This window comes from Anaerotignum sp. (assembly GCF_031981185.1).
Classification (GTDB): Bacteria; Bacillota; Clostridia; order Lachnospirales; family Anaerotignaceae; genus Chakrabartyella.
Genome location: NZ_DALYUL010000018.1, coordinates 53488 through 66375, shown reverse-complemented (window position 1 = coordinate 66375; position 12888 = coordinate 53488). Strand labels below are relative to the sequence as shown.

Here is a 12888-nt window from a genome sequence, read left to right as displayed (position 1 = left end):
TCCGGGAGGAACTCCCGTTGATGGCCCCTCGGCGGGTGTTGCTATGTTCTTAGCCGTGTATTCTGCTTTTACTGGCGCTCCGGTAGATGGGGAGATCGCGCTGACAGGCGAGATTGGGCTGAGAGGACAAGTTTTGCCCGTTGGTGGTGTTTCAGATAAACTTGCTGCAGCGGAGGAGGCAGGCGTACAAAGAGCCTTTATTCCAAAGGAAAATTGGAGAGATGCTTTTTCAAAGTTAAGCATCTCCGTGGAGCCTTTAGAAAATGTGGATGAGCTTTTAGAAAAGATATTCCGAAAAGGGGAAAACAACGGGTATGTGGATGAAAGCGGAATTTTGACTGCGCAAGAGGGGAATTCATGGTAAGTTTGGGGAAAAGTCACTTGGTTATTTGACCGAAGCGATAATTTAGGGTATAATATGTAAAGTTTTAGCGGAGAAACTCGAATTTAAGCGGTCTGTTGCAATTGGATTTCAATGGGTACCTATTTCTAAATAGGAGTGGGTACCTATAGATAAATTGGAAGAAAAGAAGTTATGTCTAATCATATATATTCCTTTAAGTGGTGAATGAAAAGAAGGAATATTGCCGTGCATTTGTATCCGTTTATCAAGATGGTTTTTGTTTGGAACAACGGTCATAAAAAAGAATATTTTTATATTTGAAAGTTTCCGTTGGGAACGATATGTATTTGGGGACATTTGGAATATAAAGAGAACAAAAATGTTTTCGTATACGTTCATAAATTTGGATTAGAAAGTTTTTCATTTTTAAGATTAAAAGAAATGAAGGACTTATATTTTTATTTGGATTTCCGCTTATCTTTAAATGCAATATACCCTAGATAAGGTTAGAAAACAGAGGTGAAAGAATGGAGAAAAAAGAGACAATTAAAATACCGATTATTGCGTTACGTGGATTGACAGTTTTCCCCCATATGGCAATTAGCTTTCCTGTCAGCAGAACCCGGTCTTTAGATTCCGTTGCTGAGGCAGAAAAGAATGGTGGTCAAGTGTTTTTAGCTACACAAATTAACCCTCAAACACCCAATCCGGAACAAGAGGATTTATATACAATTGGTACCGTATGCATAATAAAACAGGTGCTTAAGCTTCCCGGTAATATGACGCATGTTATTGTAGAGGGGAAGGAAAGGGGACGCCTAGAAAGTATTTGGACAAAAACTTCTTCTGATTATGCAGAAATTACACCATTGGAACAGGATTTGCCAGATGAGCCTGATGACTATTTAAAGGCATATATGCGTGTGGCAATTCAAAATTATGAGGAATATACGAAGTATGTGCCCAATAGTACCGCCACAGACCTTCTGAGCAGTGTAGAAGCTGCTTCCAAGCCAGGCAAGCTGGCAGATTTGATTGCGGCAGGGCTTGAAATTTCCTATGAGCGTAAGCAAAAAATTCTTGAAATGCTTAATCCCATGGAACGGTTGGAAACAGTATTGGAGATTATGCAGAATGAAAAAGATATTTTAACAATTAAGAAAGAAATAGAGAGTAAAACAAAATCACGTATTGAGCAAAACCAGAGAGAATATTATCTTCGGGAAGAAATGAAGGTAATCCAAGAAGAATTAGGAGATAAGGACGGAGTCGGCGCCGATGCTGATAAATACCGCAAGCAACTGGAGGAAAAGAATCCCCCTGAGATTGTAAGAACAGCAATTGAAAAAGAAATTACTAGAATGCTGCGAATTCCTGTTACATCTCCCGAATCTAATGTGTCCAGAAATTATATCGAAACGCTATTGAGCCTGCCTTGGATAGAAACAACCCAAGAGAGTTTTGATTTGGCTGAGGCTGAGCGAATTTTAAATGAAGACCATTATGGGTTGGAAAAAGTAAAGGAACGAATTTTGGAGTATTTGGCAGTGAGAAAAAATGTTCCTGAGGAAAGGCCTACAATTCTTTGCCTGGTTGGACCTCCGGGGATCGGAAAAACTTCCATTGCTCGTTCTGTTGCCAGAGCATCAGATCGTAAGTACATCAGAATGTCTCTTGGCGGTATAAAGGATGAGGCGGAAATTAGAGGGCACAGAAAAACCTATATAGGGGCAATGCCCGGTCGAATTATCAACGCCATGAAGCAAGCTGGTACAATTAATCCACTGATGCTTTTGGATGAAATTGATAAGCTGGGTGTTTCTCATAACGGAGATCCTGCGGCGGCATTGCTAGAGGTGTTGGATGGTGAACAAAATAGCACTTTCCGTGATCACTTCATTGAATTGCCTTATGATCTTTCAAAAGTTCTTTTTATGTGTACTGCTAATAGTTTGGATAGCATTCCCCGACCACTTTTGGATAGAATGGAAGTCATATCTCTGGGGAGCTATACCTCTCAGGAGAAATTGCATATTGCAAAGGAGCACTTCATTGAAAAGCAGTGCAAGCGGAACGGATTAACCCCAGGACAGATCAAATTTAAGGATGATGCCTTAGAAAATATCATCGATGGCTACACCAGGGAGGCTGGGGTGAGACAGCTGGAGAGAGTAATCGGTGAAATTTGCAGAAAAACAGTAAAGAAGATTTTATCAGGCGAAGTGAAAAGTGTAACTGTTTCTGCCAAAACCTTGGAAAGTATCCTTGGAAAAAGAAAATACGGAAAAGATAAAATATACACAAAGCCGCAGGTTGGTATTGTTCGTGGTTTAGCATGGACAGCGGCGGGAGGAACCACTCTTTCCATTGAGGTGAATGCCATGGAAGGGGAAGGAAAATTTAAGCTTACTGGAAATGTTGGAAAGGTAATGATGGAATCGGCGGAAGCCGCTATCAGCTATATCCGCGCACAAGCCATAACATTTGGACTGGCACCTGATTTTTATAAAAAGAATGACATTCATATACATATCCCCGAAGGGGCAACGCCAAAGGATGGTCCTTCTGCGGGTATTACCATGGCTACAGCCATTCTTTCTGCTTTAACCAAAGAGGAAGTGCATCATGATGTTGCTATGACGGGAGAGGTTACCATTCGAGGCAGAGTGCTTCCCATTGGTGGGCTGCAAGAAAAGGTACTTGCTGCAAAGAAGGTAGGCATAAAGACGGTGATTCTTCCTTGGGAAAACGAAAAGGACTTGACAGAAATCAATGACGAAATTAAAGATGGCATTGAGTTCATTTTGGCCAAAACCATGGAAGATGTATTAAAGGTTGCGTTGGTGAAGGGAGCGGAGATATGGAAGTAAAAGAAACTTCTTTGGCGGCAATCGGAACGAATTTTTCTCACTATCCTGTGGATGGCAGGTTAGAAATTGCCTTTGCCGGCAAATCAAATGTGGGGAAGTCTACCCTGATTAATGCCATGCTAGGCCGTAGAGCGTTGGCGAGAACCAGTTCCAATCCGGGCAAGACAAGAACAATCAATTTTTATGATGTGAACGGGCAAATGTATATTGTGGATTTACCCGGGTATGGTTATGCCAAAGCACCTAAAACGGAAATTGAAAAATGGGGCAAAATGATTGAGGAATATTTGGGCAAACGTGAAGAACTTGGGGCCATTATTCTTTTACTGGATCTGCGCCATGAACCAGGCAAAAATGATGTAATGATGTATGAATGGTTGAAGCATTACGGTTATGACATCATTATTGCGGCGACCAAATCGGATAAGTTGAATCGCAGCCAGATTCCAAAGCAGTTATCGGTTATTCGCAAGGCATTGAATCTAGGCCCTGAGGATGTATTAATACCTTTTTCGGGGGAGAAAAAAACGGGAGTCGATGAGCTCTGGGCAGTAATTGAAAAATTTCTGGAGAATGAGCCAGAAAGTACCCCCTTATAAGTTAGATATGAAAGCGTGGATAGATCATAAGAACTGCACTTTTTCTATTTAAAATTGTGTAAGTGGGAGTCTGATCCATATAAGAATATAATATAAGTTTTGTTGAAACCCGCATTGATATGCGGGTTTCAATCGATTATGAGCAAAATTTTAGGTTTTGGCTATAGTATTTAGCGGCACTTACTTAAAAATAAGAGCTTTTTTATGAAGATTTATAGAATCTTAATAAAGTGTAAAAAAAATACAAAGAAGAAGGCGTTATACTATGATTAAATAAAAGAAATCATAAATAATTATTTGGAGGTATTTATAATGAAAAACAAGAAAAGTCCTTTCTTTACTTTTTGCTGTTCTCTAGTGCCGGGAGCAGGTGAAATGTATATGGGTCTTTACAAACAGGGAATCAGTTTAATGATTCTGTTTTTTGGAGTGGGAGCCATTGGTGGTTGGACGGGAGTAGAGTTTCTTTGGGCAGTTGCACCAGTAGTTTGGTTTTTTAGTTTTTTTCATACCCACAACCTGCGGAGTATGCCGGAAGACGAGTTTTTAGAGGAAAAGGACCGTTATTTCTTTTTTCAAGATTCTGACATGGCAAATGCGGATGAGTTTTTGAAAAGAAATAAAAAAATTATTGCAATAGCCTTCATTCTATGGAGCTTATGCATGTTGGCTCAAATCTTTATGAACCTGTTAGATCCTTTTTTCAACGGGTTTTTATGGGATTTGGCATGGCGAATGAATCGCAATACAGGTCGAATTATTGTAGCAGTAGCTATGCTGCTTTGTGGTGTTTACTTACTAAAAAGAAGGAATGAAGAAATTGATGAAGAAGAAAAGAAAGCAGAAATGATAGAAGAAATAATTGAATAAAAAAACTGCTGTTTTGCTTGGCCCTAGAATGAAAACGTTCTAGGGCTTCTTTATCTTCATTGTTTTCCAGAAGAAGGATTTATATTGGCAAGGCAATTACTTATTCCCAAATATCCCCTGATTCATTATTAAAAAACAGTTGACGCGGTTTTAAAAACTATTATAATTAATATGAAGAAAACATATTCATTTATGCTATTTACGTTTTATAACGTTTTATAAAGGAGGAGAAATATGGTACAGATTATTACGGATAGTACTTGTGATTTACCTCATAAGAGATTAGAGGAAATTGGTGTTATATGTGTTCCCTTAACGGTTCATTTTGGAGAAGAAACATTTATTGATGGCGAAAACCTCACAGCAGAGGAATTTTATCATCATCTACGTACAAATCCTGAAATTCCCACAACAGCCCAGCCTACCCCCCATTCCTTTGAAGAGGCCTTTCAAACAGCTTTAGATAATGGCAACGACGTTGTTTGTATATTAATCGGCAGTAAGTTGAGTGGTACTGTGCAGTCAGCCAATATTGCCAAGTCAACCATTGGTAGTGATAGAATATGGATTATTGACACCAATCAAGTATGCAGTTCTTTGGGGCTTTTGGTTGAAATAGCGGCAAAGAGGGCAAAGGCGGGAGCAACGGCAGAGGAATTATCGAAAGAAATCAGTGAATTGTCCGGAAGAGCCAGAATTTATGCCGCAATAGAAACCCTGAAATATATTAGAAAAGGGGGACGATTATCCGGTGCCGCTGCAGTTGTGGGCACAATGCTGAATTTGCATCCAATCTTAACGGTAGAAAACGGTCTGGTAATCAATTCTGCAAAAGCAAAAGGTAAGAAAAAAATGATTACCATGATGAAAGAGCTTGCAATGACCCATGGTGTAGATGAGAATTATCCCATTATGTTTTGCCATGGTGCTGCGGAAGAAAATTTGACTGTTTTAAAGGATTGTTTTGCCGAGGACTACGATATATCTAATTCTCTTGACGGCTTTATAGGCCCGGTGGTAGGCACGTATTCGGGGCCGGGTACAGTTGCCATAGGATTTATTATTAAAAAATAATTACCCATAATGAAAAGCAGGAATTGTTCCAAGGAACAGACCTGCTTTTTTTGTACCAAGAGAAAACTGCCTGCTCTGTAAATAGACGAGGAGCACTAAGGAAATTGAAGGTGATTGCTTTAACTGACAAACATCTGTATGAAAGAATCCAGGAGAATGACTAGCCTTTTCTTGAGGATAAAAGCGTGATATACTGTGGTAAAGTATGACAGGAGGCAAAAAAATGACTGAAAAATTATATTATCAGAATGGGTATAACACCGAATTTAAGGGGACTGTGCTTTCTTGTGAAAAAAGCAAAGAAGGCTATCATATTGTTTTAAATCAGACGTTATTTTATCCCGAAGGAGGAGGGCAACCTGGGGATAAAGGAACCTTGGGCGGAGTTACCGTATTTGATGTACATGAGAAGCATGGAGAAGTTATTCATTATACGGAAGCACCCTTGACTGTTGGGATTGAAGTAGAGGGAAAGATTGACTGGGCACACCGTTTTGATTTGATGCAGAACCATTCCGGAGAACATATTTTATCGGGCATTATCTGCAAAAAATATCATTGTGATAATGTTGGTTTTCATATGGGGCGAGAGGAAATCACCATTGATTTTAATGCCCAAATCCCTTTGGAGGACTTAAATTGGCTGGAGGAGAGGGCAAATCAAGCTATCTGGGAAAATACACCCATTGAGATAACGTATCCTGAGAAAGAAGAGCTGGAAGGCTTAGCTTACCGCAGTAAGATTGAGCTGGCAGGTGAGGTTCGTATTGTCAAAGCAGGAGAATTTGACTGTTGTGCTTGCTGTGGAACCCATGTAAGGTTAGCGGGAGAGATAGGGATTATTAAAATTGTTGGGGCTCAGAATTATAAGGGTGGAACCCGATTGGAACTGCTTTGCGGACAAAGAGGCTTGGCTTATTTTCAGAAAATTCAACAGGCTTCCAAAGAGGTAGGCAGAGCACTTTCTGTTCAAGAGGAGAAAATCGGCGTTGGGGTACAAAAGCTTTTATCAGAAAAAGATGGATTTATTCAAGAATTGAAAAAGTGGAAATGGCAGGTATTTCTGCACCGAATTGAAAAGTTGCCAATGGATGCAGATTCTATATTGATGGTAGAGGATGGGCTAAGTGGAAAAGACATGACATCACTGGCTGATTTAGCAGTGGAAAAAAACCATGGCAGGGCTATTGTTATGACACCTTCTGAGGATGGATTTGCTTTTGTACTGGTAAGTCGAAAAATGGATGCCAAAAAAATTGTAGAGGAATTGAAAACCTCCTTTGATTGTAAGGGCGGTGGCAAAGATGGAGGGGTTCAGGGTAAATTAATGGGAGAAAGAGAGAAAATCTTATCTTTTTTACAAGCATTGGGTTTTTATTTTGCAAAATAGTTTCTTTTGATAGTTGATTTCATAATTAGAATTGCCCAATTGTATGAAAATAAAAATCTTACAAGATATAAAAGTCGGAATGGGATATTGATTTTGGGTAATATAATAAAGGATTCCTGCCCATTGGTGGGTGAAATTCTTTAAAGTGCGATAAAGAATAAAATTAATGAAATCTTTCGGTTTTTAACTGGTTTTCTTAGAAGCTGAAATAATAAATTGTGATAAAATAAAGGAGAAAGGCTTGGTGTTTCAAATGGTAAGCTCTCAAAAGAATAGAGATAAATTAATAGAGCGGTTAACAGAAAACAGTGTTGCAATTGTTTTTGCAGGGCAGGCACCCTACAAGCGAGGTGATGAGCAGTACCCTTTTTCCCCGGACAGAAATTTTTATTATGTTACAGGAATAGAACGGGAAAACTGTGTATTCTTTCTGGCAAAGACAACTACAGGCGTAACAACTACCTTATACATCCCCAGAGATAACGGTATTTTGGCGAAATGGGTGGGGGCAAATATAACGGTTGAGGAAGCCAGAGATAAATCAGAAATAGAAGATATTGGGTTTATCGACAGCTTTCGGAAGGATTTTGCAGAGTTTATTTTTAAGCATAACATCAATACAGTTTATCTGGACTTAGAAAATAGAGATTGGAATGCTTTGCCTAGCACTGGGCTTTCCTTTGCCAAGGAATTACGGGAACAATATCCTGCTGTGACCCTAGGAAATCTTTATCCGATTTTCAGTGATTTACGTCTTATCAAAGAAGATTGGGAATTGGAACGTATGCGTCAGGCAATGGCAATTACCCAAGAGGGGTTTCTTGCAATGATGGAGCATGCCCGTGCTGGGATGATGGAGTATGAAATTGAGGCCTATTACGATTTTGTGCTAACCAAAAGAGGTGTGCAGCAAAAGGCTTTTCAAACCATTGCAGCGGCAGGAAAAAGAGGCACCATCCTCCATTATGTTGCAAACAATCAAAAAACCAAGGATGGTGATTTGATTTTATTGGATGCGGGTGCTCAGGTGGATTGGTATAACGGAGACATAACCCGCACCTTCCCTGTGAATGGAAAATTTACTGAAAGACAAAAAGAGGTTTACAATATTGTCTTGGCAGGGCATCAAAAAGTAATTGAAACCATTCGCCCTGGAGTGCCTTTTCCACGGCTAAATGAGGTTTTAAAAGAGCATTATCTTGAGGAGCTCAAAAGAATTGGATTGGTAGAGACCATGGAAGATGTAGCGAAATACTATTACCATGGGGTAAGTCATTATTTAGGAGCGGAAACCCACGATATTGGCCGGTATATGGACAGAAATCTACAGGCAGGCATGGTGCTGACTGTGGAACCGGGGTTATACATTGAAGAATGGGAAATCGGTATTCGTATTGAGGATGATGTTTTGGTTACAGAAGATGGTTGTGAAGTTATGACGAAAGATTTAATCAGAACCGTGGCGGATATTGAAGCATTTATGGCTAAAGGAAGATAGGCATGAGCATAAAGGAAACAGATTTATATGGGCCCATTCGTTTTTTTTTGGAGAATCAAGGTTTTCAGGTGCAGGCGGAAGTAAAGCATTGCGATATTGCCGCAGTAAAGGAAGGGAAAACCGTGATTATAGAGTTGAAAAAAAGTTTTAACTTAAAGTTAGTTTACCAGGCTTTAGAGCGGCAGAGTCTGACGGATGAAGTCTTTGTGGCCATTCCTAGACCACAGAAGGGGCAAAGAGAACGCGCATGGAAAGACATGCTGAGGCTTTTAAAACGGTTGGAGCTTGGGCTGATAACGGTTGCACTGGACAGCCCAATGCAAACAGTTGATGTAATTTTAGAACCAGCGGACAGCATGATTCGGAAAAACCGAAAGAAGCAGGAGCGTCTCATGGCTGAGTTGGAGAATCGTCATGTGGCTGAAAATGTGGGTGGCATGACACGGAAAAAAATTATGACTGCTTATCGGGAAAGAGCCATTGAGCTTTGTTGTATGATAGAGGCTTTTGGGCAGATTTCAATAAAAGCCCTAAGAGAATTGGGAAAGGACGATAAGTATGCTTCTAATCTTAGGAGCAATGCCTATCAATGGTTTGAAAGAATTGAAAAGGGTGTATATGGGCTTACAAAGGCGGGATATGAAGTTCTATCATCACTGGATTATGAAAAGGTCGTTGATTATTATAGAGTATTTTATAGAGAGGAAAAAGGACAATGAGCGTATTGGGGAATATTCTTTGGCTGATATTTGGTGGACTTCTTAGTGCACTTGGTTGGTTCCTAGCGGGAATAGTTTGCTGTATCACAATCATAGGAATACCCATTGGGTTGCAGTGCTTTAAATTTGCAGAAATGGTGATTTGGCCTTTTGGAACTGAAATTTATTACGGTAATTTAAACTCAGGCTCAGTGTTTTTAAATGTAATTTGGATTTTGTTGTGTGGCCTTGAGTTGGCCATAGGTTCTTTGGCATTAGGCGTTTTATGCTGTGTAACCATAATTGGGATTCCCTTTGGCATTCAGCATTTTAAATTTGCAGGGCTTGCATTAATGCCCTTTGGGGCACGAATGCATAGGGTGATTTACTAAAATAAAAAAGAGAAAAAGAGAGGGATAATAAAATGATTATTACAACAACAAATAGTATTGAAGGCAAAGAAATTATATCTTATCAGGGCATTGTTTTTGGCGAGGTCGTTGCAGGGGTAAACTTCGTGAAGGATATGGTTGCTGGTTTGAGCAATTTTTTTGGCGGAAGATCCGGTACTTATGAGGACGAATTAATCAATGCAAGGGAGCAAGCCATTGCAGAGATGATGAAAAGAGCCAACGCCATGGGAGCCAATGCCATTGTGGGCGTGGACGTTGATTATGAGGTTTTAGGAGCTGATAATGGGATGCTGATGGTTAGTGTTTCAGGTACAGCAGTGGTTTGCAAATAATGAATATAGTTCAATGCAGATTTTCTACGTTGAATTGAGAAATGAGCCAGCTTGATATCTGTCTAATAGTTAGAAGAAGCCCGTATATCTTGAAAATAATTTCAGGGTATACGGGCTTTTTATATCTAAAATTGATTATCTTAGGAACTCTAAAAGATTGTAAATGGTGTTTGATTGTTTCTGATAATCGTAAGTGGAGATAACTTTAGTTATATACGCTTTTTCTGTTCATGAAACTCGTAATTAATCTTCACAGTCGGTTTCCATTTTACGAATCCTTTTATGATACATCTTTACAGATAAACTTAAAGTGAAAAAGGTGACGGCAAATATGAAGATAAACATAAAGATGCCTGTTGCTATGGAACCCATTAAAACGTGGTATTTTATATAAGAGGAAATGGAAAAGATCAAGGCACAAACCAAGCCTGAAATAAGGCTTATATTTGTATTGTATTTTAAGGTAGGCTTTAGTCGTCTATCCCAAATTCCGCTTTTCATACTACTGATGGACATATAAAGGGAAAGACAAAATAGAATAATCCATTCTCCGGCGACAGAGCGAATAACATCTTCATCGAATATAAGTATTTGCACTAAGATTGCGACAAGAAGTCCCCAAAAAGCCAGCCAGCACCCTGTATGTTCTATTTGCAGAAGTTTTTTTTCTTGCATTTCATCTAAGTTATTATTTTGTAGTTTCATGGTTATCATCCTCTCCAAAAAGTTCATCTAAAGTTTTGCCAAGAACCTTACAGATTGCTCTGCATAATTTTATGGTAGGGTTATATTCCCCCTGTTCAATGGCATTCATTGTCTGCCTTGAAATATCTACTTTTTCTGCAAGCTGTTTTTGTGTCATATCTAGCTGAGCTCGAGCAACCTTAATTGAAATATTTCTTCCCATATCATCACCTCTGTGACATATATTAAAACAAAATTTACTTAATGTCAAGTATATGCGACACAAATTAATATAAATTATAATTTTTGTTTAGTAGAGAGGGACGATATTAGTGTAAAAAGACTTTTATTTTGCAGAAATTATGTTAAAATAAGAATAATAAAGAAAGGTAGGGATTAGAATGAGGCTGACCATTGTATTTTCTCCATGCAAAGTTATTTTAGACATTTTTTGCATGGAGTAGATATTTAAAATGACTTTGCACTTTTATTATTAAGAAGAATTTTCGATTTACCAGCTGAAAAGGGTTATTATCTTAATGAGAATAAAGGAGTAAGGTACAATGAAAAATCAAAGATTACATGAAACAGATGATACAGTTTCTTTTGCATATGAGGAAGCGGATATTACACCAGAAAAACCTGTGCAGACCATTAGTTTTGGTCGTGAAGATGAGGAATCCAGAGGAGTTTTGGGCAGGCTTTTAGGGCAGGTTTCCCTGTGGAAATATGGGAAAGAGACATGTTGCTTGATTGCCATTGACCATATCGGTTTTTCTAAGGATCATTGTAACAATTTACGAAGAGCAATTGGTAAAACGTTAGGTGTAGAGAAAGAAAAGGTAATGCTTTGTTTTTCCCACACCCATTCGGCGCCCAATGATACCATTGAGAACAAATATGCAATGTTTGTGGACAGGCAAATAAAAGAAGCCGTTAATTCAGCATTAAAGAAGCTTTCGCCCATTCACGGGGCATGGGGGAATGCTTATGGGGATATTGGCTTAAACCGTAGATTGGATAACAACGCTTTGGATCGAAGAATTGGCATTTTTAAGGCAGTGGATCCCAAAAGTGGTGAGTTAAGATTATTGCTTTTGCGATTAACGGCTCATGCAAATGTTTTAAAGGCAGATAATTATCTCATATCTCCCGATTATTTTGGTGCTGTTCGAGATACCTTACGGCAAAGATTTGGATGCCCTGTGATGGTAACCCAAGGTGCATCAGGAAATGTGGCACCGAAATATTTTACCTCCACATTGACCCCTCCGGATGCTGGGGACCAGCGCTTTATTCGGTCTGAGCAGTCAATGGGCCTGATGGCTCACGAAGTATTGAAGCAGGTTTTAACAATAATTGATAACATTGAACCCCTTCCTTTCAAACGGTTGGGAATGTGCACTTCGAGGCTTGATTTATCTGCAGATATGCTTCCCTATGAACGAGCCATGGAAATTGCCAAAGAGGCGGAACAGTTTGCAGGGATTGATGGCACCTTGTGGTTAGCAGAGGTTTTAAGATTGCACAGAAGTGGTATTAAGACCCAAAAAGAAACCATTGAAATTCACTATTTTTCCCTTGGAAATGGTTGTTTGTGCGGTGTAGCAAATGAAATTATGTGTGAATTTGCTTTGCGGGCCCAAGCATTGACAGGAAATGAATTTTTTTATTTTGGTGGCTATACCAATGGTTGTACAGGTTATTTCCCTACCGAGGAGGAATACGACAAAGGTGGATATGAGGTTTATTGGTCTATGCTGATTTATTATATCTATTTTAACCGCGTATTTCCGTTTAATCGAAATGCATGCACTTTGTTGATTAAAGGGGCAGTGGAGAATGCTCCACGATAGACTTAGCATATGAAAAGAGGGCGCAGTAATCACTGAAACTGCGCCTTTTTAAATTCATCTTTCACTCCATAAAAGAGGCGGTAAACGGAGAAGCCCTCTAAGCTCGTTAGAGTTCGCTCTGTTCATTGTCCATTCTCTTTTAAAAGCGTAGAACCTCGAAGTCACGGACTTCTCGGTCTTTTGCTCCGCAAAAGGGCGCAAACAGAGAGAAGCCCTCTAAGCTCGTTAGAGTTCGCTCTGTTCATTGTCCATTCTCTTTTA

13 protein-coding genes are annotated in these 12888 nt (G+C 39.3%); 11 read left to right on the top strand and 2 right to left on the bottom strand.

The window, feature by feature from the left end:
* The 10 genes from RTK36_RS11275 to RTK36_RS11230 form a co-directional block, all read left to right on the top strand.
* On the top strand, positions 1-364 hold a 364-nt coding region (locus tag RTK36_RS11275), incomplete at its 5' end, for a S16 family serine protease (protein ID WP_312047268.1).
* Positions 365-870: 506 nt separating this feature from the next.
* Positions 871-3213 (top strand): endopeptidase La, encoded by a 2343-nt coding sequence (gene lon, locus RTK36_RS11270; protein WP_312047265.1) that lies wholly within the window; start codon positions 871-873, stop codon positions 3211-3213.
* Positions 3204-3812, top strand: a complete 609-nt coding sequence (yihA, locus tag RTK36_RS11265) for a ribosome biogenesis GTP-binding protein YihA/YsxC (RefSeq protein ID WP_312047262.1) — start codon at positions 3204-3206, stop codon at positions 3810-3812. The genes lon and yihA overlap by 10 nt, the downstream gene beginning before the upstream one ends.
* A gap of 312 nt (positions 3813-4124) precedes the next feature.
* The gene (locus RTK36_RS11260) at positions 4125-4682 is read left to right on the top strand and encodes a hypothetical protein (protein WP_312047259.1); all 558 of its coding nucleotides are present in this window, start codon (positions 4125-4127) and stop codon (positions 4680-4682) included.
* A 234-nt stretch (positions 4683-4916) separates the two neighbouring features.
* Positions 4917-5756 carry a DegV family protein gene (locus RTK36_RS11255; protein ID WP_256149433.1) on the top strand — a complete coding sequence of 280 codons (840 nt, stop codon included), beginning with the start codon at positions 4917-4919 and terminating at the stop codon, positions 5754-5756.
* A gap of 223 nt (positions 5757-5979) precedes the next feature.
* Positions 5980-7146 (top strand): alanyl-tRNA editing protein, encoded by a 1167-nt coding sequence (locus RTK36_RS11250; protein ID WP_256149435.1) that lies wholly within the window; start codon positions 5980-5982, stop codon positions 7144-7146.
* Positions 7147-7399: 253 nt separating this feature from the next.
* On the top strand, positions 7400-8644 hold the full coding sequence (locus RTK36_RS11245; protein WP_312047273.1) for an aminopeptidase P family protein: 1245 nt from the start codon (positions 7400-7402) through the stop codon (positions 8642-8644).
* A 2-nt stretch (positions 8645-8646) separates the two neighbouring features.
* The gene (locus RTK36_RS11240) at positions 8647-9363 is read left to right on the top strand and encodes a DUF2161 domain-containing phosphodiesterase (protein ID WP_312047256.1); all 717 of its coding nucleotides are present in this window, start codon (positions 8647-8649) and stop codon (positions 9361-9363) included.
* Positions 9360-9734, top strand: coding sequence for a YccF domain-containing protein (locus RTK36_RS11235; protein ID WP_312047254.1), 375 nt, complete (start codon positions 9360-9362; stop codon positions 9732-9734). The genes RTK36_RS11240 and RTK36_RS11235 overlap by 4 nt, the downstream gene beginning before the upstream one ends.
* Before the next feature lie 32 nt (positions 9735-9766).
* Entirely contained in the window at positions 9767-10087 is a 321-nt protein-coding gene (locus RTK36_RS11230) for a putative heavy metal-binding protein (protein ID WP_256149438.1), read from the top strand.
* Between the two features lie 243 nt (positions 10088-10330).
* Here the strand turns inward: RTK36_RS11230 and RTK36_RS11225 are convergent, their stop codons facing one another.
* Entirely contained in the window at positions 10331-10792 is a 462-nt protein-coding gene (locus RTK36_RS11225) for a DUF6773 family protein (RefSeq protein ID WP_312047252.1), read from the bottom strand.
* Entirely contained in the window at positions 10776-10994 is a 219-nt protein-coding gene (locus RTK36_RS11220; RefSeq protein WP_312047249.1) for a helix-turn-helix transcriptional regulator, read from the bottom strand. The genes RTK36_RS11225 and RTK36_RS11220 overlap by 17 nt, the downstream gene beginning before the upstream one ends.
* Before the next feature lie 340 nt (positions 10995-11334).
* On the opposite strand from RTK36_RS11220, the gene RTK36_RS11215 reads away from it, so the two are divergent.
* Positions 11335-12627, top strand: a complete 1293-nt coding sequence (locus RTK36_RS11215; RefSeq protein WP_312047247.1) for an alkaline ceramidase — start codon at positions 11335-11337, stop codon at positions 12625-12627.
* Positions 12628-12888: the final 261 nt, after the last annotated feature.